General features: G+C 41.6%; 15 protein-coding genes. 2 read left to right on the top strand and 13 right to left on the bottom strand.

All coding sequences use genetic code 11. From position 1 onward, the window contains the following. Window positions 1-313: 313 nt before the first annotated feature. Window positions 314-4,834: a plasmid replication protein, CyRepA1 family gene (locus ACE1CD_RS20315; protein ID WP_374794697.1), complete on the top strand. Its 4,521-nt coding sequence runs from the start codon at window positions 314-316 to the stop codon at window positions 4,832-4,834. Window positions 4,835-4,948: 114 nt separating this feature from the next. Beyond that, complete coding sequence (locus ACE1CD_RS20310) at window positions 4,949-5,434, top strand: hypothetical protein (protein WP_374794696.1); 486 nt, start codon at window positions 4,949-4,951, stop codon at window positions 5,432-5,434. 127 nt (window positions 5,435-5,561) lie between these two features. Here ACE1CD_RS20310 and ACE1CD_RS20305 read toward each other — a convergent pair whose 3' ends face one another. The 13 genes from ACE1CD_RS20305 to ACE1CD_RS20245 form a co-directional block, all read right to left on the bottom strand. Next, window positions 5,562-6,920: a PAS domain-containing protein gene (locus tag ACE1CD_RS20305; RefSeq protein WP_374794695.1), complete on the bottom strand. Its 1,359-nt coding sequence runs from the start codon at window positions 6,918-6,920 to the stop codon at window positions 5,562-5,564. 326 nt (window positions 6,921-7,246) lie between these two features. Next, entirely contained in the window at window positions 7,247-7,930 is a 684-nt protein-coding gene (locus ACE1CD_RS20300) for a DUF6753 family protein (protein WP_374794694.1), read from the bottom strand. Window positions 7,931-8,064: 134 nt separating this feature from the next. Next, entirely contained in the window at window positions 8,065-9,096 is a 1,032-nt protein-coding gene (locus ACE1CD_RS20295) for a hypothetical protein (protein ID WP_374794693.1), read from the bottom strand. 48 nt (window positions 9,097-9,144) lie between these two features. Further along, a complete protein-coding gene (gene topA, locus ACE1CD_RS20290) occupies window positions 9,145-11,406 on the bottom strand; it encodes a type I DNA topoisomerase (protein WP_374826087.1) in 2,262 nt (753 codons plus the stop codon). Window positions 11,407-11,887: 481 nt separating this feature from the next. Then, the gene (locus tag ACE1CD_RS20285) at window positions 11,888-13,402 is read right to left on the bottom strand and encodes a hypothetical protein (RefSeq protein ID WP_374794691.1); all 1,515 of its coding nucleotides are present in this window, start codon (window positions 13,400-13,402) and stop codon (window positions 11,888-11,890) included. Window positions 13,403-13,405: 3 nt separating this feature from the next. Beyond that, window positions 13,406-13,747: a hypothetical protein gene (locus tag ACE1CD_RS20280; protein ID WP_374794690.1), complete on the bottom strand. Its 342-nt coding sequence runs from the start codon at window positions 13,745-13,747 to the stop codon at window positions 13,406-13,408. A gap of 9 nt (window positions 13,748-13,756) precedes the next feature. After that, window positions 13,757-15,625, bottom strand: a complete 1,869-nt coding sequence (locus ACE1CD_RS20275) for a type IV secretory system conjugative DNA transfer family protein (RefSeq protein ID WP_374794689.1) — start codon at window positions 15,623-15,625, stop codon at window positions 13,757-13,759. Between the two features lie 2 nt (window positions 15,626-15,627). Then, on the bottom strand, window positions 15,628-16,224 hold the full coding sequence (locus ACE1CD_RS20270; protein WP_374794688.1) for a hypothetical protein: 597 nt from the start codon (window positions 16,222-16,224) through the stop codon (window positions 15,628-15,630). Window positions 16,225-16,246: 22 nt separating this feature from the next. Beyond that, a complete protein-coding gene (locus ACE1CD_RS20265; RefSeq protein WP_374794687.1) occupies window positions 16,247-18,079 on the bottom strand; it encodes a M23 family peptidase in 1,833 nt (610 codons plus the stop codon). Continuing rightward, window positions 18,073-18,909 carry a hypothetical protein gene (locus ACE1CD_RS20260; protein WP_374794686.1) on the bottom strand — a complete coding sequence of 279 codons (837 nt, stop codon included), beginning with the start codon at window positions 18,907-18,909 and terminating at the stop codon, window positions 18,073-18,075. The genes ACE1CD_RS20265 and ACE1CD_RS20260 overlap by 7 nt, the downstream gene beginning before the upstream one ends. A gap of 58 nt (window positions 18,910-18,967) precedes the next feature. Next, window positions 18,968-21,076, bottom strand: coding sequence for a hypothetical protein (locus ACE1CD_RS20255; RefSeq protein WP_374794685.1), 2,109 nt, complete (start codon window positions 21,074-21,076; stop codon window positions 18,968-18,970). Next, window positions 21,076-21,873 (bottom strand): hypothetical protein, encoded by a 798-nt coding sequence (locus tag ACE1CD_RS20250; protein WP_374794684.1) that lies wholly within the window; start codon window positions 21,871-21,873, stop codon window positions 21,076-21,078. Before ACE1CD_RS20250 ends, ACE1CD_RS20255 begins: the two co-directional genes overlap by 1 nt. 16 nt (window positions 21,874-21,889) lie before the next feature. Then, window positions 21,890-22,927 carry a hypothetical protein gene (locus tag ACE1CD_RS20245; protein ID WP_374794683.1) on the bottom strand — a complete coding sequence of 346 codons (1,038 nt, stop codon included), beginning with the start codon at window positions 22,925-22,927 and terminating at the stop codon, window positions 21,890-21,892. Between the last annotated feature and the right edge of the window lie 12 nt (window positions 22,928-22,939).

The following is a 22,939-nucleotide window of genomic DNA, read 5'->3' as shown; positions in this document are numbered from 1 at the left end:
ATTGGTGCAAACCCATACTGGGCAAAGGTTTTAGCTCAACAAGCGTGCCATTCCACTCATAGCCCCCTCGCGGGGAGATAATGCCCCCTCGCGTGATGATTATTTTTTTGAAACTCTTATCTAGTAAGACTTTTAGCCTTGAGTAGTTTTCTGATCATATTGATCGGCGAGTAGTTTTTTGAGTGGAAAAAACCAGGACGGTAATCTAGGAAGGCTGAATTTTTTAGCTTTGGAAGCCAATAGCTTATGCGTCTATGCGTCCATAAAATACCAGTTCACTTATCTTGGTGCAGCGGGCAAGGGGGGAGCAATCGTGAGTAAGGGATTTACCCCCACCAGGCGCAGCGCTGCTTGCTCAATTTGCGGTGACTTCAAAGGAGACTGCCGGACAGGACAAATCACTCTCAGTAGCATCCCGGTGACTCTGCACTTGTGCATGAAGCAGCCAGATGGAGGTGATACCCCAAGCCACAAATATTTTGGGTTGACTAAAGATGGACTGTGGGGAAAGTATGTAGTATGGCAAGAACTGCCCCAAAAGCCATCTCCTTGGACAGAAGAGGAAAAACAGCGCTATCTCCAAGAAAAAGAAAGACACAAGCAGGAAAGAGAAAAAATAGAACGGCACAAGCTAGCCAACTGCCTGTCCGTAGAACAGCGAGATCGAATTATTCGCCGATTGCATAAGCATTGGGGACTATCAACCGCAGACCGCCAACGGATTCGCGATCGTGGATTGAGCGATCGACAAATTGACGAAGGCTGCTACTTTTCCCTCAGCGCCTTTCCAGAACTACCACCGGGTATTCCCTTCAACTTTCCCGGTGTTAGCGGAGATAAACTTTGGCTAAAACCAGGTGACGAAGGAATAGCTTGTCCGATTTCCGATCACCTTGGGCGGTCGATCGGATTCCAAATCCGCCGCAACGCCAACGACGATCGCGAACGCTATAAATGGGCAGGATGGGATGGTGCTTCCAAACTACCTAACGGCGAATATCCCTTAGCCTACTACCGTCCCGACAATGGGGTAATTCTCAGACCAGCCATTGGACTAGCTGAAGGGACAAACTTCAAACCCAAGATAGCGGCTAATCTGCTAGGACAAATATTCGTCGGTGCTTCTGGTGGACAATTCTACAATTCCCCAGAACAACTGCGAAACTATATTAAAGACAACAAAGAAGTTGAAGTATACCCAGACGCGGGAGATGTAAGCAACCGTCACGTCATATTAAGATGGCGCAGAATTAAAGACCTACTCGTAGAATGGGGCATCTCAATTAAATTTGCTTGGTGGGGACAGGTTAACAAAGACAATGACTCAGACATTGATGAAGGTGTTAATCCAGAAGAAATTAAGTATTTATCCTGGGAACAATTTGAAGCGATCGCTATCCAACATTGCCCGAATTATAAACCAGAACCAACTTCTGTAAACGAGACACCACAACAAAAAACCGAACCACAGTCACGTTATTCTCACCAAAAACAACAGAAAATTGATAAAGCGTGGTTAGATTGGCGAAATAAAAGGAAACTTTCCCCAACTTTAACTATCAATCAACGATATCTTTCGGTTCCCTTACCCGAACCTAGAAGTTTAAACTTCTTTAAGTCGGGATTAGGAACTGGAAAAACACATCAAGTTATTGAATATGTTAAAACTTTAAAAGACGAAGGATGGCTAGCTATCAGCTATCGCAACTCAATTCTACTACAGTTTTGTGCTAAATGCCCAGAATTCTACCATCTCCAAACCGAAATGAAAGGTCAACCAGAACAGATTCTTCTGCGAGATACTCAATCAAACATTGCTTTGTGTATAGATAGCCTGATTTATTTCGATCCAGAAGATTTTGATGGAAAAAACGTCATCATAGATGAATTAGAATCAGTAATTCTATCCTTATTTCAAGCTAATACATCTATTAATTATTATCGGCAAAAAGTTAAAGACCTTCTAGGAGAACTTCTCAATCGCGCCAATCGCATATTTTGTTTGGACGGACACCTTTCAGATTTAACAATTAATTATATTAAATCTTTGCTGAAGGAACCAAGGAAATTACTAATAGTTGAAAACCACTATCAAGGAAATAGAGGTAAAGTTGAATTTTATGAAGGTTCGGAAGATGGTAATGGGAAATTGCGGCTAAGCGACACTTCTTGCGTAATCTCAGCTATATTAAATAATCCAAATTGTTTGGCTGTTGGCTCAGATTCACAAAACGCAATCGAAACTTTGGACAAACTTTTAAAAGATAAAGATGCCAAAGGTTTTCGGTTAGACAGTACCACCATTAATCAAAGTTGGGCTAAAGAATTTTTTAAAGACCCTAAAGCTTTTATTCTCAAGTACAAACCGAAGTATTTTTTATATTCTCCCTCAGCAGAAGCAGGTCTTGATATAAATATCCAAAATTACTTCAGCGATATTTACTATCTCTTCTTTGGAGTAATTTTAACCAATCAGCAGCTACAAATAATGGGGCGGATCAGAGATGCAGAAGCTTCTCTCCATGTATTCTGCGCTTTCAGAGGGATGGAAGCTAATCATATTTCTAAATCTTCTAATACTCAAAAAGTAATAGAAGAAATAATAGAATATGTTGTAGATGACGCTAACGCTACATTGAGCGAATTAGACACAGAACAAAAAATATTAGGAATAGCTAAACAGCTTATAACTCTTTCCCAAGATCCTCACTTTAAACATGAATGCGAGTTAATTTCTCAAGCCAATCACGAGAAAAATTATTTAAGAGATTGTTTGAAAGAAGCTTTGGTAGTAAGTGGATATAATGTAAAATGTGTAAAAGGATTTAAAGTATCAGTACCTAATTATAAGGATGGTAAAAATACAGTTATTGATAGAGTTTCTTTTGATATTTATAAGTCCCAAGATATTTCTACTTCGGAAGCAAATAAAAAGTCTTCCAATTTTGCATCTAGCTGGCAAGATAAATGTGAAATTGCACGTCGCCGATTGTTAGAAAGGTTGCCAGGGATTGAAAAAGCTGTGGTTAAAACTATCATCCGCGAACCTGCTAAAAGCTCTAATTACCTAGAATCAAACCAATCAAATCAGCAACAACCTAATCTTTTTCCTCCATCTATTTTGGCAGATTCGGCTCAAATATCACAGTCGTTTAAATTAAAACCATTACAGCTATCACCTTCCAAAAATTTATCATTATTAACATCATTTATCCAACCTATGTTACAAAAACTATCGTCTATTAAGACATTTTTATATCAACCATTACAGCTTTTATTACTTTCATACTCAGCTTCAGAAAAAACTTCATCAATCCAATTATTTCCTTTTAAAAAGCCAAGAAATACACTATTTTTATACCAACTGCAAACAATTACAAACTTTTCATATACTTCAGCACCAGCAACTTCATTGCAATTAGCTGCGCTTCAAGAACCTTTGCATTCATTAACTAATTATCAAAACCAAAGAGAAATGAAACCAATTGTTCTAGATAGTCAAAGCCTGTCTGGTTTTATATCACAAAATAATGAAACTAAAGAAATTCCTAATTTAACATTGGCTAACAGTGGCAATACGATAATAGAGCGCGAAGTTTACAGTAATATTTTACGTCCTGAATTTATTCGATTAGTTAAATATGAAAAGCGAGGGTTAATTGCCCAAACAGAGATATTGTGGTTGTTAGAGCATCCAGAAATTGCTCAACAATTGCAACAAAGTAAATGGTTTAAACTGCTTAAAATTTTCACCGATCCAAACGAGCCTGATAGTTCTAAAAAAATGAATTTGACTACTCACAGGAGTAGATGGTTGAAAATCAAAACCTTGTTATCGTTGGGAATTCTACAATTTTTTGCACCGGGTAAGACATGGAATAAAGATTCCCCTGAAGTTATCGAACTCTGGGAAGCAGGTAAAAAGCCTTCTCTAGCAAGAGCGATTGGAATAAGAGTTGGAAAGTCTAAACCTACTGAGTATTTGGGACGGATTTTAGCGTCTTTGGGGTTGAAGACTTGCAGTAACCAGATTAATCGGGTCTGGGTGTATCAGTTAGACTCAGCTTGGCTAGAAGACCCAGACCGCTTAGCTATCTATAACTGCATCGGGGTCCGATATGAGGAATTGCTTTCTGGCGAAAAAACGGTGTTAAATTGGAACGAAATTTTGAAGACTCAAGTTCAGACAGAGCAAGGGTTACAGGGCTGCACACCTTCCCCATATTTTATCAATCAAACCAGCGGAAGGTGTGTAGGAAAAGTTGGCGAAGAAGCTGTGGCAAAGCTGCCGGAAAACCAGGTACATAGTGATATTGACCCCCATACAAGTGCTGAAGATTTAATAAAAACTAATGAAAGCTGTACAAATTCTTTAACTTCCCAATCACAGCAGAGCGAAGAATCTCCCATTGAATGGCTGATGCAGCTATTAGCTGATTTAGAGGCAATACCTACACCCCATCCCCGATTTGAATCCAGCGAGCAGCTGGTTGCTCTGTTCTACCAGGCAGAGGAGTTAGGCATCCAGTGTCAAGATCGGCTGCTCTCACATTGTCCGGAATATTGGGAGCGGCTTGCTAAAGGGATTGGCGAGATCTGCCAATTGTTACCAGAAAAAGCCATTCCCGATGATAGCCCGGAGCAATTTGAAGCCTGTGCTTTTCGGGTCATGGCAGCATTAGACTACGGAGTAGATCGGCTTAAGGGCATTCTCAAGCTGTGGTCGATCGAACAGCGCACAAAAGTGGTGCTGGCTATGCAAGAGTTGGCATCAGAGGCGGTCGATCGGTTAGCGGAGTTACTTCCTGATTGGTTAGCGCCTCTTCTAGGCTGATTTGGGAGGCGCTCTTAACTATAAGAATAGTCGTGATTAGCTGATTTTGAGCTTGACGCTTGTTAGCGGAGGTACTAAAATAATAGTAAGTTCTTTAAAATAACTCCGCTAACCATGAACGACCTTTCCAACCGTATCCAATACTTTCGCGCTCAGATCCAAAAAATACAATCAGAGGGATTTGTCGCCCCAGCTAAGGTATGGATATCGGAGTTTAGTGCTAGAAACAGACCCGGAGGCAAGATCTACCATTATTTCAAGCTCATGCAGTTAGCGGAGAATAAAGTTAAGCAGCTATGCTATCTCGGAAAACCCACTAATCCGAAGTATGGGTATTGGCACAAGGCGATCGAGCGGCGAAATCACATTCAAAAGTTAGAACGAATCATAGCAAGACTAGAGCAACAGTTGGTTAGCGGAGAATCAACAAAACAAGAGGAAAAAGTACCAATCCAAAAAAATACCTCCGCTAACAGCCCACTTTTGGCAGCGGCCATAGTACTGCGGCAAAAACTACTACAAAAACTAGGAGGTAAAACTAAGATACGCTTACAGGAGGTAGTGGTGTTGTTGGAACTAATTCAAGAAAACTCAGCTTAGAACTACATTTTTCTGACATCATACTCCTAAGCTGGTCTAGGATCTCTAATCAATTACATAAAAAAATCCCACGGTCTTTTAGGTGTGGGAATGTTAACTAGATTAGATGTCAAAGTTTGTATAACTTTTAGCTGGACAGCGGTAAAACGTAGTTGATCTGTTCTGCTGCGTTACACAAAAGCTGTTTAACCTCAATTTGTAATTGTTGCAAAATTTCTTCTACCCGCTTGCGTTCTGTAATCTCCTCGTAGATACCTAGAACGCCAATAACATTCCCTTTTGAATCGTGCAAAGGAATCTTGTTTGTACTTACATAAGACTGTTTACCATTTGCTTGGAGTTGAGGTTCGATGATATAATATTCTGGAGTATTTGTCTCCATCACGCGAGCATCGCATTCCCTAAACCAGTCAGATTCTTCTTTTTTCCAAGGGAGGTCATAATCGGTTTTCCCTATGATATTTCTTGGAGTTTCTACTCCCGCTACCAACGCAAATCTTCGGTTGCATCCTAAATAAACTGAATCGCGATTTTTCCAAAATATACATTGGGGTATATTGTCAATAACTAACTGGAAAATCTGGCTGAATTGAGCCAAGGTTTCTGAGGCTTTTTCTGCTTTGCTAATCAGTAAATTTGTATAGGAAACTTCGACAGCTAGATTGAGTTTATTTGGCGATAATTTAGCAATTCGACTGTCGAGTGATTCGCTAGCAAGTTCTGCCAGACAAGCGATCGCAACCTTAGCTCTCCGGTCGGCGAAATGCTTGCAGATGGCCAAGTAGTCACTCAGTTCGATTGTCTTACTACTTGCTATGATTTCAGGCTCTCCTTCATCGGTTTGGGTATGGTTATTTCTCGTGGTAATATAGTATGTTTCCTGCACGCTACTAAAGCCTTTTTCCTTCAATTGAGTGCGGGTTTTCGGCCTTAGTTTATCTAGCCAGCTATGAGATACTCCTATCAATTTTAAGGCTGAATCTAGCTCAATTCTATATTCTTCATAATCTTCTCGCTCGCTGAGAAGCAAAACTCGCAGTGCTGGTCTGCTTGGCAAGATACTGACTTCGTACACAGCCTTTAAAGTTTTAGAAGGTTTTGAAGCCGTCGAGCAAGATGCTAGTCGTTCTTGTTCTGCTAAGAATTCTTCAATTGCCTGACAACCAAGAGAAGCAATTTGTTTTTCAACGCCTGATTCATCTAAGTGTTTCCAGTAAGCTAAGACAGCAGTCAAAGGGGCAGCCGTTGCCCAAACGAAATTATTCAATTTAACTTCCATTCTGGGCAAGTTAGCTTTTTCTACAAAATTTTTAGCGTTGTTTTTATCCTGGCTAACCTTTAATGCCATTTGTCTGTACGACATGACATAAGAACCATCTGATAATTGGTAAGCAGTGGCTGAGAAATCTTTCCACTTCCATGTAGTGAGTTGAACCCGGTTATCAGATTTGAATTGGGTTTCTAGGGTGTTGGGTTGAGATAACATAGCTCCACAATTTTTTTAGGAAAACAGGAATTTAAAAACAAGCTAAGCTTTGCTAACCAAACTGTTTTAAAGTTTTGGACAAGTGTTTTTGACCCCTGGTACATTTAGTCCATATTTTTTCCTGAAAGATGGCCAAATTTGCTCAGTCTAGGGATAGAAAATTAAGTATTTATTGGGAAATAAGAAAAACTACGTAACAAAGTAGGAGGATCTTTAAAGATTTAATAAAAATTTTAGCATATTTAAGTATTTATACTTAAATATGCTGATTTTGGATGGAGAAGTTGGCCAAGTTGTCCAACTTCTGGGTAAAGTCACATCAGTGTTCATTGGGTATATTTTCGTTTCTCTGGCGGCTCGATCCACAAAAAACAGTAACCACTCAAGGCAGTCCTAGAGCCGAACTTGAGTTTGGCACCTAATGCTTGAGCATCCTTGGCACAAGCTTGTTCCTTGAGATAGTCTCGGTTCCAGTCCATGAGGTTTCGAGCGAACTTGCCTTCATCTGAGAGCGCCCAACGGAGAGTATTAGCTTCGTTCTGTGTTAGGTTTACTTTGCCTGCCAACCCACCTCCCAAAAATGGGGGAACCGTCAGCCCCATGAAAAACCCCATACCTATTGCACCGAGTAGCACGCCAGCAGCTGGGATAATGGCAGAGAATAACTTTGTGGCTTGAGTTGATTCAGTGGAGCGAACTAGCTCCTTGGCGGCATCTGCGATCGCAGCTTTCTGGCGCTCCACCACCAGCTTTTCAGCCAAATGCAAAGCCCGTTGGATTTCACCTGACCACTCTCTAAATAGATGCTCGAACGATGCAGGAGCATCTTCTAACATGAAAGCCAAGTTTCCTGTCAGAATAGCCATGATAATTGCTGGATCGTCCGGGCTTAACTCGGTTAGCTGAATATAATCCAAAACTTTGCCCTTAAAATTAGAGTCTCTACCTTCCAGCAATCTGTCCAATAGTACTTGCTGTGAGTTAGTAGATTCTGTTGAAGTATTAGTCATACAATCTCCGGGAACTACTGTTTGAAAAACTGTGCCTTTTATTTCTGGTTTTCCAGAGCGTTCGCCCAAGCGTGTACGAAGTACGTATCGCGTAAGCTAACGTCTCTGAAAATTCCTTGTCTATTAGGAAAGTGTCAAAGCAATCCAGTGTTATCTAACACCGCAGAGGCTTTTTTAAGGAAATTGATTACCCGTTGTCGCTCCCAGAGTGGCCAAGCTTTTTTTCCTTCGTTTGTCAAACCATCTTGTTCCGGTCGCAGTATCGCTTGTGCAAACTTCACTTCCTCCCTAGCTAAACGTTTACCTTCTTGTGAAGAAAGGGCGGGAAAATCAATTTGAATTGCTTTTTTGATCGGTAAACCGTGGCTATCCACAAGCTGAATGCCTTTTCCCTTATCTGTGGCAATCTCTTCTTCAGTTTTGTCCTTGGGGGATTTGCAGAACGGTTCTAAATCGGTACTTTCATCGACAATTTTCCAATTGTTAGTCATGCCCCAGTTTCGCACTAATATGTGCTGTACGCATCCACCAAAATGATTCAAACTGTCGATAAATAAATTCAAACTGGCCTGTTCCCCATTGCATAAAAACCAGTTATAAATTTTCAGGTCTACTTCGCGATTTTCGTTCTCTTGAAGAGAGGCATTTTCCTTAATTATAGGAACCAACGTGCGATCTATCCATGCAGTGACAAGTTCGTGAATTCCTCCTGGCAAGTTAATTAGAGCTGGTAAATTATTCTCACTTGCCCACTCCAATATTGCATCAGGGTAGTTTTCCGTTTCCTGATTTTCTGAAAAGTAGACTATTCTAGCTTCTGTATAGGCATTTGACACATCAGGATTAGTCCGATCGCAATCCACCAAAATAATTGGTTTACCTTTGTCTCCACAGTAATGGGCTGCTGTTTTTACAAAAAAGCTCTTGCCATCTTTACTTCTGTGACTGCTGACAAAATGCAGCTTAATTACTGGAATTTCAGACTGGTTGTTCAAATCATCTATTATCGCCATTTTTCCACCTTCTTTATCATCGACATCTTGTTGGTTTGAACCATTTTTTAAGGCATCGCTATCGGTTGGAATTTCGGTTTTTTCTCCGATGCTAATTGCGGTATTTAAAGTTTCTGAATTAACCGGCTCCGGCTGTCGTTTTCTTCTGCTCACAGTGCCTCACTAATTGAAATATAACTAGAGTATTTGAAGTAGCTAAGCTTATTTAGGCGTTTTCTTCTGTTCTACGCCTTTTGGATTTTTATTTTCCAATTGAATCTCCCCATAATTTGGAGACCACCATTGATTTCGGGAAGTCCACCAAAAGGCTACATTTTGGCAACTTTCCTTACGATTTTTCAAGTTGGAACATCTCAGCATGGTTTTAGGTTGTCCGGTTTTTTTATCGGCATATTCAAATTTTTCTAAAGGGGCATTGCAAACCGGACAAGGTAGAGAGGTTAAGTTTTCTGGATTAGAGTCTGGTGCTGGACGTTCTGAATAAGGTAACTCATAAGAGCTAGTGCGTTCATTCCAAAACATTACTGCCCCACATCCGTCTTGATATTTATCACAACAAAGGAAATGCCCCGTTTTAACTTTTGGGTTATTTGAATAAACTTTGACCATCAGTTTGTTGCACTTGGGACATTCAAGGTTTGTTACTTCTATTTGTTGGCTTGTTTGATTAGGATTCATCTCAATTTCCTTGCTAGCTTTTACTAAAGCTGGTTCAAAATATTCTCGGTTCCATGAAGTTAGCCACTGCTGCCAATTTTGTTTTCCGGTGGCGATCGCATCCAATTCCTGTTCCATCTGTGCTGTGAACCCGGAATCAATCAAATTGGGTAGAACTTGCTCTAAAAATTGGTCAACATTTATCCCCAGTTGAGTGGGTTGTAGTTTCTTCTTATTCATCTCCACATAATTTCGTTCTTTGAGGGTGGCAAGAATTGTTGCGTAAGTCGAAGGTCGTCCAACACCACGCCGTTCCAGGACTTGTACGAGTTTCGGTTCTGTATATCTGGGCGGTGGTTGGGTTTGTTTTTTATCTGCTCCTGCCCGTTCTAAAGTAAGACTCTCTCCTTCTGACAAAGCGGGGAGGAAGGTATCTGCATCAATATCTTTCCAGTAGCGGGTATACCCTGGTATGAGAAGTTGCTGACCTCTAGCTTCAAAGTTCGCAGTCAGCGATCGCGTGACTATACGAGTTTTGTTGAGTTCTGCCGATCGACACTGGGAAGCCAAAGTCCGGTGCCAAATCAAACTGTATAACAGTGCCTCTTCCGTTGACATTTGTACTGACATTTCTGCTGACATTTCCGCAGAAGCCAGTTGAGGATTGCGACTAATGTCAGTCGGTCGAATGGCTTCGTGTGCTTCTTGTGCTGAGGCTTTGCTGCGATGAGCAGTTACTTTTTCGGGAAGATTATCTGGGTCGTTTTTCTCCAGGTAATCCCTAACTGCGGCACGGAATTCATCCGATAATGCAACAGAGTCGGTACGCATATAGGTGATGTAACCGTTCTCGTAGAGTTGCTGGGCAATTTTCATGGTTCTCTCTGGGGACATAGAAAGTCTCACCCCAGCGGCTTGCTGCAAGCTGGACGTTGTAAACGGTGGTGGTGGGCAATTCTTTGTGCGTTTCTGCTGGATGCTTATTACTTGATGGGGATGGGTACGGGCAATTTCTACGAGTTGGTCAGCAGCTTGCTGGGTGGTTACTCGCTGTCCCATCTCGTTAGTATGCTCATCCCTATCTTTTGCATCATCGGTTTCCTCGTTACTGCTATCGTCGTCAGTAGCATTAATATGTGAGTTGCCGCAGTAAAATGCCTTGAATCCCTCTTGATAGATCGCCCAAACTGACCAATAATCTTGGGGTACAAATGCTTGAATTTCTCGTTCGCGCTTTACTAGGATATGCAGTGTTGCTGACTGTACGCGACCTGCACTTTTAGCTCCGGCGATCGCACCCCACAACAACTGCGACACTCTGTAGCCCACCAACTTATCAACGCAAGAGCGTCCAAGGGCAGCATTTACTAAACTCAAATCCAAGGTCTGGGGTTGAGCGATCGCTTTTTTGATTGCTGTTTCTGTAATTTCCGTGAAGCGAACGCGGTGATATTTTTTTAGATGCAATTGCTCAACGATATGCCAACTAATACTTTCCCCTTCGCGGTCTGGGTCTGTGGCTAAATAAATTTCATTAGCTTGTTGAATTGCTTTTTTTAGTTCAGCTAACACTTTTGCACCGCGAGGTTTTCTTGGTACATATTCGCAGCGCACACAGTTAGCTTCTAAAGTAAATCCCAAACGGTGTGGGCCAGTATCAGCTAAATCTACAATATGACCCATACTGGCTTTAACCATCCAGCCATTTCCCAGGAATTTTTGGATCTTATTGGATTTGGTAGGAGATTCGACAATTAGTAATTTCAAGGAATTTTCCTCCAGAAAGTTTTTTGTCTGTAGTACCATTAGCGTCTTGTTCTTAAATAGTTCAACCTTGAGCTATCTAAGATTAGTGAAAGCCACAATTTTTCTGATTCTTTGGAAATCTATATTGATGCAAAGCACTTGGTTTTGCGTAAGCGCCGAAGTAATTAGGAATCACCAAAATAACATAGCGCTCGCCTTACTTTAGCGATTGCTAATTCACTTTGTTACAAATTCTCGGCTACAAAGCGGGCAGCTTTTGTGCAGCTGTATTAGATGTATTGCACTAGCTTGAAAACTGCTGTAATTTTACTTTGGCTGAAATTAGATTGGGAAACATCTACTTTTGGGCATAAAACATTTTTTCTTAAATCATTGATTGGCAAACTTTTGTCTGTGTTAGCTTACAATCTCCCACAGATTTCGAGTTCTTTTTGGCAGGGTAAATAATGCAAGATGGTATGGCATACTTGCATTGGAGAAATGGTATTTGGTGTAGATTAGGTGCAACATAAAGATAGCTTTATCGCTCTAAGCCATGTTTTTGGTGAGAGGGGGAAGAACGAGTATTATCACGATAATTTTCCTGAGAATGTATCTTTTCTAATGCTTTTTCAAAGTAACCTAAGTCGCGAGCGCTCATACGGCAAAGCATTTTATCTCCAACTTGAGCTAAAATTAAACCTCGTCCATCTTTGGCATGAATTTGCACTTCTCCATCTACGGAAGCTTTCCACTTATAAGAAAACTGACCATCCAGCGTTATGTTCTGACCTTTTCTAGTAGCGTACTCCAATAAGCGAGAGGCAATTTTACGCGCCCGCATATAGTACTCAATTTCAGATGTAGCTAGATCTGCTCCTGGGTGAGAAAATGCTCCATCAGGCTGTTCTCCCCTACTTTGCTGTATTTTCAGCCGTTCGATATCTTGATAATTTTTCGAGGTAAGTTTAATGCCTTCAGCATCTACTCGTACACCTAATGAAGTGGAAGAAAACCGCATTATAACTTGACCCGAATGGTCGCTTAGAGTATACTTTTTTCCTGACCTTTCTATGCGGTATTCAGCTAGCTGAAGAAGCTTGTTATTACCAAAAGCTTGTTGAGTATATAGCTGACGAATTACCAATGCTGCTTGATGTTGTTGCTGGACTTGCTTCCAGTTATTCCAATTATTAAGTAGGGTAGTTTTTGCTTGCGACCACCAAGATTTATTTTCTGGTTGTGATAGACGTTGTTTAAGCTGTATTGTCAGTTCGCCTACAGAAGTTTGCAACTGGTTAATTTGGCGCTCTTGAGCTTGTAGTAACTGCAATAGAGATTGAATTTCTTGTGTGTAAGAGGAAGCTAATCGTTTGGTATTACTTTCTGGTAATTGAGCGAGACTTCGATTAACAATATCGCTACCTCGTTCTACTTGTTGTTGTTCGCTCGGTTGTTGGAATGCAGCTATTTCAGCATTATCTGGAATGTCTTTATAACTTACATTTTTAGAATTGTCCTGTTCGGGTAAACTAGATGCCCGATTTTGAATTATCTCTGTGGCTACCTCTGCCATTTGTTGAGGTGTTTTCGACTTGATTGATGGTTTTGGTTGTGAATTTGGGGGAGCGATCGTTCCGGCGAAACCTTTAGCTAAGTCTTCCACACTAAAAGATGGTGTGGCTTCTACTCGGTTTTGTCCTAATTCTAATAATTCATTGACAGTGACTTGACCATTGTTGTCGGATTGCATAATTACACGACCATCTACTTCTACTTTCTTGTTATTAGCACCCTCAACTACACCACCAACAGGAGTAGTGCTAAGTTGTACCATTTGACTGGCTAAATCTGAGTTAACTTGTTCTGATTGCGGTTCTCTATCGGGATATTCAGCAACCAAACCTTCGCCATCAAATATTCGCACTCCCGACTTTTTTTCTGACAAATCAGTGTCTTGTGCTGTTAATTGTAGTAATTGTTCAAGTAAGCGTAAATATTGCTCTTGAACCGCAGCAGCTTCACCTGGAGAAACAGCACCTATAATACCTGTCATAACTTACACTTCTTCTAAGTTTTTTAAGAAAAGAGCAGCAGTTGCCATACTTTCAAGGCGATTTACTAAAATTTCTGACTCTGTGTAAAACAAAGCGAGTTTCCCATCCAAATACCAAGCTATGAATTCGCTCTTTTGTGGAGATGTTATGTCTGATGGCTGGCTATTGGTAATGCGATCGCATTCGTAAGCCACTCCAAAAGCCACTCCACAAAGTAGGCCAAACTGATCGAAAATTTCCACTACTTCTGGTGTATAATCCAGTGGTAAAGTAGGCATCTTTTTTGCTTCTTCAAGCTCTCGATACCACTCTGGGTATTTTTCTATTTCTTGAATGTTGCTCATAGTTATCTCCTAAAATAAACTAACTAAATCGCTATCTTCGTCAGTTTCTTTTTCTTGTTTAGGTAGGGGAAATAGTTGCTCGGCTAGCGCCCGTCTTTCCTCAAACTGCGCCCGACGATCATCATCGCTAATAGCTGACTTTCTTGCTATTAGACGTTCGCGAATCATATTCCATTTCGACTCCGACCAATCCATTTCATCGATGTCACCTTGGGGAACTTTTACAGTTTGGAATAGTGGCACATACGCTTCTTGTGAACGCACGTAAGCTGGATTAATAATTACGGCTCGTCCGGTTTCCATTTTGGCAAATTGTGCGGGTTCGAGTAGATATCTTTTTTGGTGATTTTCGCTGATACTTCTCGACCCACCTCCCTTTCCAGTGCTGCGGCTTTTGGACTTAAATTCAATTTCTGTTTCTCCCAAATAGTCAGCAAATAGTTTGGCAGAGTCGGGATCTTGTGGGTTCAAAATAAATTTGCTAGCTGTACCTCCTAAGATGGCACGAGATAATTCTTTGCCGTAAGCTTTTTCGAGTTGGGCGATATTTTGATAACCTAAAATACCCACAAATCCATCCTCGCGGTTTTCATTTAACCAGTTCACTAATGCTGGTAAGTACAAGGTTGGTAATTCATCCAGGGCAACTACTAATGGATTTTGGCGTGGTATGGTGCGCGAAACATTTCGAGTGACTACCATGTGTAAAATGGCAGCTAAGAGTGGCCCAACTATGTCGCGGTTGTTGCGATCGAGTCCAAAGATAATCAGTTGTTTGTTATCTAAATCTAGAGGTAGAGTAGTGCTAGAGCAAAACGCTCCCACAAAATCTCGCTTAAGGAAGCGCTGAAACATTCGTTGCGCCGTGCCAACAATGCCAGCCACGGTTTTTTCCGAATCTTTTACACTAATTAATTGAGACAGAGGCCGACTTGTCCAAACTTTTAATTGGTTCTTAGATGCTGCTTCTAATCGCGCTGCTAGGTCAGGTAAACTTAAAATCGCCTGAGCCATCATTAGATCGCAGTATTTGTCAGTTCCAGTGAGTTGCTTGACAGCTTTAGTTGCTAGTAAAATACCTTCAACTAAGCTATCGCCAGCTTCTTCAAAAAACTTATCGCTACTAGCAGTACCGCCACTTCTATCGAAGTTTTTGCTAATTACTTGTGCTAGCTGACCAGCTGATATTGCATCCTCTTCATCCCGAATCAAATCCAAAGGATTGCAAACTTCAGATTCAGGAAAACCGGGAGCAAATACTCGCACTGTGTATCCACGTTTCAGGGCATAAGCTACTGCTCTTTTAGTCTGTGCTGGATATTTGAAATCGTACAAACATATTGGGAAACCTTGGTCAATGGCAGAACGGATCAGCGGGTCAATTACGGAGAATGTTTTACCGCTACCCGCAGCACCAATTGCAGCTATTCCTCGCTGGGCATCTGGAACCCATAAAGTTGGTGACGGACTGATAAGGCTCAAAAGCTGTTGCTGCCAAACTGATTTGTTTCCTACAGGCATACCCGCCTGCTGCCACTCTTTTCTTAACCGCTTACGCATAAAAGTTGGCGTACCGATGTAAAGCGCTACATTATTACGAGTAGTTTTAGCTATTTGCTTTTTGGCTTTACGTGCTGCCGCTGCCTTTTCTTTTCCCCCTCCCCAGTAAGAAGTAGCAATTTTCCCCTTCTTAGAGAGGTTACTAGAAATTTGAAGTAAGGCTACTGCAACTAAGCAGGCTAAAAGTGTTAACCCAGATTGAGTTTTCAAGTATGAAATTAATTGGGTTCCAGTAGTTGGTAGAGGATGTTGAAACTTAGGCGTTTTAGCTAGCACTAACTTTGGTTGAGATATTTTTATTGTCTGCAAATTTGACATATTTAACCTCTCGTTGATAGTTCTGTAATCGAGCTATTAAACCGAGCAAAACTAGAACCGGAATAGCAGTACAAACTTTTTGAAAGTAATTCTGTTTGGGATTTATTCTTCTCAGTTGTGTTGTCGTTGGGATTGATTGTTTGAGAAACAACTAAACAAGGATATCCAGATTGGGTTTTATCGTTGCCTGCAACTGCAAATAAAGGTACTCCTTTCGGGAGTTTAGGTTGCAACAATAAACGCAAAACGGGAGTTCCTGATTCGGTGTAAACCACATATAAACAGCCGCCAATCCCGCATAAGCTGGGAGTATTGAAATTAAAGATGTAAAGTTTGGAGCCTTTGCTATTGATTGGCAACACTCTGACTCTATTAATGTCAAGTTCTTCACCTGCACCTTGGTAATTTTGTTCGATCGCTTGACTGACTAATGTGGGTGGAGCCGCAACAGAAGCGGGTTTCCAGTTGGTAGCATTATTTTCTTGACCTGCTAGAAATGTCAGCAGTAAAAAAGCCAACACGACTCCACTTAAACTTGCTCCTATCGCTAATAAAATTCTCTTTCTGGTAGACCAAAGGAGCGATAATGATGAAAACATTAGTTAATCCTCCTTTAATAACTTAAGAACAACCCATCGATTGGAGAGCTTGTTGATAATTAGCAGCCGCTTTTTCGCCGTAAGTTTTGACTGTTAAACGGTTGTATGTATCGCTGGCGCTGGTATCAATTGGAATCCCGCTACCACCAAAGTGCATCTGGGCGACTCGCTCTACAAGCCGATTTCCACTAAAGGGCTCTCCGGTGATTGGATCGATTTGTTGGGAGGCGCGATCGATTAATGTGCTGGCGTCAGTTCTAAACAAAGCTTCTTGGTCAGCTTCTGAAAAATACAAAAGCATTTCTTCGCCACTAATAGGGCTACCAGAATCTAAGAGGCTAAGAAATTTATTTCCTCCAGGCTTGGTAGAAATAATCGATCGCACGTCAGAACGATAAGACATAAATTGCTTTCCTCCTAACCCCCGACCGCAATTGCCTGTTGAATCGCAAGTATAAGCCCCCACAGAGTTATAATTTCCTTCTATCTCTGAAAGAGATGCTGACAGCGCATCTAACACTACCCCAGAACGAGATACGGAACAGTCACCTTTTTTGGTTGTTGGAAATAGATAAGATAACGATCTGTTATTAGTAAAAGGAGCCTTATCCAAGGTAGATTTAGTACCACCATTGTCTGCACCAGTTGGTGTTGAAATACCACCAGAGCCAGGTTCAATCAGACCTAAAAATATAGGTTCCATTTCCTTGACGGTCATCAATGGCACTGGGCCAATAAAATACGGCGTGCAGCCTAAGAAGTTGATACAAATTCGGAAAAATAAAGCTAAAGTTGCCGTACCTTCCGGTTCCGAAACGTCCCAAATAACGACTTTGAAGCCTTCCCCAAAAGGGTGACGACCTGTTGGTTCTTTACCCCCGTTTACTGAGGCGAGAATACCGTGCCCGCCTCTTACTTCTTGAGACTTTCCAGAAATCCACTGTTTGCCCAATACGGTGGGGTCGCCAGCCAATTCGATATGAGTGCATTCAGTATTACAGCGAACTTTGAAACCTTCGATATCCGAACCACTGATTGTACTCATGCGCTGTTGTTCTGCATTTCCAAAAGCGATATCGACTGTTCCTACAGCTGTACCGATCGCACTAATTGGATTCGGAAACTCCGAAAAAGGTACATCTTTAAGTCCTGGAATGGCATCGATACCAACTGCTTGCCAATCTTTAAAAGCGCCAATCGGAGTTGTGTCTATCCCTGGTATAGAATCTAATCTGTATTTACTTAGCTCCACAGAAGAAAAGTCCAATTTACCCACAAGTGGAGATTGTTTTAAAAGTTGACCAATTGCTTGACTGGGGTCAAAGTCCGTCGTCAATTTACTTTTTAGTAAATCCATAACTGGCAGAATTTCTTGAATCGGCGTTTGACCCAAGCTTGGGATAGCTTTAATTAAACTTTCTAAGTTTTGAAAGTTCATTATCCCTACTCGCTCTAGGGTGATATTATTCAAATCCAATCCAACAACTTGAGCAATCTTACTCAAATCGAAGTTTTGCAACTTAAAAGAAGATTGAAAATCACCCAATTTCAAAAATTTATCTGGAGTTTGTCCGGCTACCCACTGACGCGACGGGTCGTAATCTAGTTGGGAAATAACCTCTTCTGGAGCCAGAAAAGAACCGTTAGAAGAAATCGGTGGAAGACTGTCAAAAGTAATTTGGCTCCAGTCAGGTAACTTGGCTTGTTGCCAGTCTTGGGTGGGAATAAGGGTTGTTGAACTATTTGTTCTTGCTTTGACTGCGGGAAGCCAAAAACCAAACCCTAAAAAAACTGTTACCCAAAATCCTAATACCCATAATGAAAAAAAGCGCTTCCATCTGTTTAACTTCACCATAGCGATTCCACCTCCTCTTGAGTTGCTAATAAGCCATTACCAGAGGGTAAAACTGGCTCGACAGAGCTACCAAGTTGATGCAATCGATTGACTAATTGAACGGAAAGTTGAGAACTAACTCGTGCTTGCTCTAACGGAATGCCTTGGCGTAGATTTGTTAAAAAATATGCAAGTCTATACCACAAAGGAGAGCCTTGGCGTAACCATTGGCGTTCAACGGATAAAGCGATTCCCTTTTCGATCCGTTCAATAGTTTGGTTATTAACTCTACTATTACTGTTAGCTACAAAGTTCAATCTTTGAAGGCTCACAGCAGCAGTTGTACGGGTAGTTTGTTGAGTGTCTTGTACTACCTCTACAGTATGGTATTGAGGTGGCGTTCTAGATGGACGATTTAACTGGATTCGGAATACGTAAACTCGCCGACCTTGTGTTCCCCTGGTCACTAATGTTAGGAGAGTGGATTTTAATGGTGATTGTGCTAATCCCGGAAAATTCAGTTGTTGAATTCGCCGTAAGTGCAGCACAGTTGCTCCTGGTTTATCGCAGTTATTGGTGGAGAGTCCCTCTAAACATCCGTCTACATCAGTGGTGAGCCATGAAGGGTCGTCAAGCCAAACTTTTTCAATGATTTCTCCTGTTGGAATAAAGCTGATGTTGAGACCATAACCAGATGAAATTCCCAAATTTAATGGTGTTCCCGTACTTCCTGTAGCCGCTTCTACCGAAATGCGTCGCACTGCTGAATTTGCCTCGGCTGGCAGATGGAATAAGCAAATAGCACTGATAGCAGCAGTAACTAAAAAAGTGGTTTTTAAAGTGTTTTTCATTAACATCCTCCTTGGAAAATTCAGTTTTTCGATATGATTTTTGTAGACAGAAATTTCATCACAAATCAAAGGAACGATTGACAAATACAACAACCTTTTGGTTGGGTGTGATGTACCAGAGATTGGGGCGTGATTGGATTTGGGCGATCGCTCTAGAATTGCGCCGCTGGATCTGCTGCAATAGCGGTGTAAAGCCGCCTTCCAATACCGCTCCCAATATGTTGGGTTTATTCCGGTCAACGCGGGTACGCCGCCTTGAACCAAAAACCGAATCTAAATCGTCTATTTCTTCGCTGCGGGGTTGGTTTAAAACTCTGCCTAAATTTGCTAGAGAACCAAAGACAACCGTACTTACATCCATTGAGGCAATTTCTAGCCCTTTGTCGTCGTATTTTTGAGCCATCAAAGGTTTGCCCTCTTCACCCCGAATACTAATAGAACCTGGAGGTAAAAGGTATTCTTTTTGATTGATAATCAGAGCGATCGCATCACAATCAACCATACCGCTCGGATGAACTGATTTCACCTCAAATACCGCCAGCGTTCCAGGTGGTAGTAAAGCTTGTCCTAAAGAATCTACCAACGATTGGTTAAGTTGCACGACAAACCGTTCTTCTTGTGCATTTGATGAAGAAGCTATATTGCCGGTAGAACGTACAGACGCAACTTGAATATCATTGTTCGTACTGGAATCAATCGTTGCAATAACAGGTGTAACTAATACAGCTTCTGCCTGTTGTCCTACCTGGAGGTTTCTGACTTCTGACAAGGGTGTTCCTGTGAGAATATTGTACTCTTCATTTGACACATTTTCTACAGGAACCCCTGCGATAATACTTGCTTCTTCAGATGAAGTTGTATCCTCTGGTGAAGAGCTAATTGCAGTTGTTCTCTCTACCGGAGTCGCCCTTGGTACAGTAGCTACTTCCACAGAATTCTGGGTAGGAGTTGGAGTAATTTGAGAATTTACTGGCGTTGCAGAAACAACTTGTTCGGTTTCTCTTCCTCCAATAGGAAGCGCAGCAGATCCATTAGTTGGATTAACTGCTACAGAAGTAGCTTGTTCGTTGTCGCTCTCTTCAAATGGAACTTCGCCGTAACTCCCTAACTTTTGCAAAGCCATCCATTGTTTCATTGGATCGATAGGAGCTATTTTTTGAGGTTCTTCCTTTCTTTCCTGTTGTTGAGGTGGAGTAGGAATTGGCCTAAGAGTCGGCGGTGGTGTAGTGGGTACAGGTGTCGGACGAGTTGTAGCAATGGGTTGTACAACTGGTGCTGATGCTAACCTGGGCTGTGGGGTGATAGCTACGGGTGTCGGACGAGTTGTAGCAACAGGTTGTACAACTGGTGCTGGTGCTAACCTGGGCTGTGGGGTGATAGCTACGGGTGTTGGGCGAGTTACAACTGGCGTTGGTACGGGTACTGTACGAGTTACGTAGCGAGTGATTACGCGAGGGGGTGGAGGCGGACTAGCTGGTGGAACGCGAGAAGGTACTGCTGGGGGTGGTGAACTGCTTATTGGCTTTGGTTGATTTGTAATAGTGGATGCTGTTGTTTGTTCCTTAACAGGTTTATTATTAACCTCTCTATTTTTTGGGCTTTTAGACCTATTTAAAGCTGCTAATTGCTCCTCTTGAGCCCCCAGCGCTAACTGAGTTTTGAGCTTAGCAGTTTCAGCATCCTTACTCTCTTGTTCTTTTTTTTCAGTTAGTGGATTTGGCAGTTGTTGTGCTGTTGGGGAAGGTTTAATTTTGGTGTTCATAATGTTATTTAGGAATAACCCACCCACAAAGAAAATGGCAAAAGTTCCCAACCCTACTAAGCCGAGCTTGGCTAAAGGATTGCTCGATAAAGTTGCTTGGCTCTTAGCTTTATGAGGGTCTGAGTCTAAGTTTTCTTCTTCAAACAATTCGGCTTGAGAAATAATGTTGCCACTTTCAGGCTGAGCCTTTGAGGTTTCAACGTTTTCATCAGCAGATTCATTTTCATTGTCAGCGGTTAATTTCGCAGTTGAATTCGCTGATTCTACACCGCGTTCTCTAAGCCCTAAAAGCTGGGCGATGCTATCCTCATCCCATTTGGGTTTAGCGCTAGAATTTTGCTTGGTAGTCAAGCTAGCTGACTCATGGGTATTGTTATTACCATTGTTATTGTTGTGTTCTGACATTACAAATTCTCCTTTTCTAAGTCGCGAATTGCATAAATTTCTAAGCCACTAGAACGCACTGCATAAATAACAGCCGTTATGCCAGTTGTTTCGGCAGGTGGGTCAGGGGCTTCTACCGCTTGAACGAACACTTCTTTGTTAAAAGGGATTACATTGCCGAGATTATCAGTGCGATCGAATACCACTAAGTTGGCAACCATTTTGACTTTCCACTTTCCTGATGCAATCTGTTGCGGTGGTTGCACGTTTAAAGGAACTAAAGTTACTTGAACGTTTCCTTGAAACACACCGCTAGGAGTCAGAGTCGCCAACTTATTTAAGAATTCTTTACGAAAATCTTCACTTAAGGCGAAGCTGGCCTGCCAAGCAGATGTCGATACTTTGCCTCTACCCACATTCACTCCTGGATCTCGTTTAGGATTGGCAGCTTCTTCTACTGTTGTTGCTGGTAAACTACCTGACCAATTCATCATTAAGGTCATGGTGTTGATCGCAAATTTCTGTACCACTTTGGGAGAGCGTTCTGTACTACCTAAAGGAGCTACAGTAATCGCTTTTCCCGTCTCTAGCTGCACTAAAGAAGGAGGTTTCTTTCTGGCTAGGGTCGAAAAATTCCCATACAGTAAAAATAATCCAAAAAGATTGACTATTAATAACCCAAAAGTACCGACTGCGAATAAGGCTAGCGCATCATTTTTTGAAGGTCGATTTTGACGCTCTAAAAACCGGAGGCGTTTTGATTCGGCAGATTCTTCTAACCTATTTTCCGAATTAACCTCTTGATGATACGATTTCATACTATCCCTCCTTTGTTTAACCTAATTTCAGTTTTCCTGTCCAAACTTGAATAGCAGCGCTAATGCCAAATCTAAACATTGAATTCAAACTACTAAACACAGCCCAACCGCCACCTGTAGCGATAACAACAGATAAGATCGGAGCGAGTAATCCAGTGGCAAAAGCAAAAATTAACGGGTCGCTATTTTCGGCATTGACTATTAAAGTGGCTACCAATCCACAAATAATGTTGAAAGATAATTTAGCCATCCCAATAGAAAAGAAGCCAGTTAACCAAGCAAGAATCGATTTTTGTCCCACTGGAAGCAGCGTTCCACCGACAGCTAGTGGCCCTAAAAGACCTGTTAAAAGCATGGAGATTTCAACAATCCATTGGAAGGCAATGCTAAAAGCGATTAGCCATCCCCTAACTGCTAACTGAAATACATTAGTACTAAAAAATTGTTGAATGCCTGACAATGGATTATTAGAGGAAGGATTGGCTATTTCTTGTGCTTGACGACCTGCATTTTGCAGACATTCACTTTGCTGTGCTGGATCGACTAGAGTGGCGCATTGTGCTTCCAATCCTCGTATAGCGCTTTCGGCTCCTAAATTTCCTTGAACTCGTTGATATGCTTCTTGCAGCTGCAAAGATCCTGTAGTGGAAGTGAGAACAGCTTGATTGACGGAATTGATAATGTTTCTAAGTTGAAGCGTACAAGCTGATAAAACTTGACCGTTATTCGTCAGTAGGAAAATGACGATTATAGGCCAAATTATCTCAGAGAAAGCCTGGGGATTATCTCCATCTACTAAAGCTTTAAACCATTGCACCATAAAGATGATTAGAGTGCCAATAGCGAAGAAAATCCCCAGCCGCACGAGTGCTGCGTACAAACCACCGCCCAGTATGTCACTCCAAAGACCGTCTAGTTGTGCAGCAATATAATCACTAGCTGCTGCACCTTCTTCAGTAATCCGAGAAACTTCTTCTCTCACACCCGGAATACCCGAAGCTTGAGCGATAAATAAAGTGTTTAACCTAAAGTAAGTCAAAGGAGTTAATAGCATGGGTGATGTTTG

The sequence above is a fragment of the Aerosakkonema sp. BLCC-F183 genome (genome assembly GCF_041929145.1).
Taxonomy (GTDB): domain Bacteria; phylum Cyanobacteriota; class Cyanobacteriia; order Cyanobacteriales; family Aerosakkonemataceae; genus Aerosakkonema.
Note: the sequence above shows the minus strand (reverse complement) of the source record. Positions and strands in the feature narration are given on the sequence as shown.

Excerpts from the sequence above, each read along its gene's own strand:
- ACE1CD_RS20255 (WP_374794685.1), bottom strand. The coding sequence starts at position 21,076 with ATGTCAGAACACAACAATAACAATGGTAATAACAATACCCATGAGTCA.
- ACE1CD_RS20305 (WP_374794695.1), bottom strand. The coding sequence starts at position 6,920 with ATGTTATCTCAACCCAACACCCTAGAAACCCAATTCAAATCTGATAAC.
- ACE1CD_RS20310 (WP_374794696.1), top strand. The coding sequence starts at position 4,949 with ATGAACGACCTTTCCAACCGTATCCAATACTTTCGCGCTCAGATCCAA.
- ACE1CD_RS20275 (WP_374794689.1), bottom strand. The coding sequence starts at position 15,625 with ATGTCAAATTTGCAGACAATAAAAATATCTCAACCAAAGTTAGTGCTA.
- ACE1CD_RS20250 (WP_374794684.1), bottom strand. The coding sequence starts at position 21,873 with ATGAAATCGTATCATCAAGAGGTTAATTCGGAAAATAGGTTAGAAGAA.
- ACE1CD_RS20270 (WP_374794688.1), bottom strand. The coding sequence starts at position 16,224 with ATGTTTTCATCATTATCGCTCCTTTGGTCTACCAGAAAGAGAATTTTA.
- topA (WP_374826087.1), bottom strand. The coding sequence starts at position 11,406 with ATGGTACTACAGACAAAAAACTTTCTGGAGGAAAATTCCTTGAAATTA.
- ACE1CD_RS20285 (WP_374794691.1), bottom strand. The coding sequence starts at position 13,402 with ATGACAGGTATTATAGGTGCTGTTTCTCCAGGTGAAGCTGCTGCGGTT.
- ACE1CD_RS20300 (WP_374794694.1), bottom strand. The coding sequence starts at position 7,930 with ATGACTAATACTTCAACAGAATCTACTAACTCACAGCAAGTACTATTG.
- ACE1CD_RS20260 (WP_374794686.1), bottom strand. The coding sequence starts at position 18,909 with ATGAAAAACACTTTAAAAACCACTTTTTTAGTTACTGCTGCTATCAGT.
- ACE1CD_RS20245 (WP_374794683.1), bottom strand. The coding sequence starts at position 22,927 with ATGCTATTAACTCCTTTGACTTACTTTAGGTTAAACACTTTATTTATC.
- ACE1CD_RS20265 (WP_374794687.1), bottom strand. The coding sequence starts at position 18,079 with ATGGTGAAGTTAAACAGATGGAAGCGCTTTTTTTCATTATGGGTATTA.
- ACE1CD_RS20280 (WP_374794690.1), bottom strand. The coding sequence starts at position 13,747 with ATGAGCAACATTCAAGAAATAGAAAAATACCCAGAGTGGTATCGAGAG.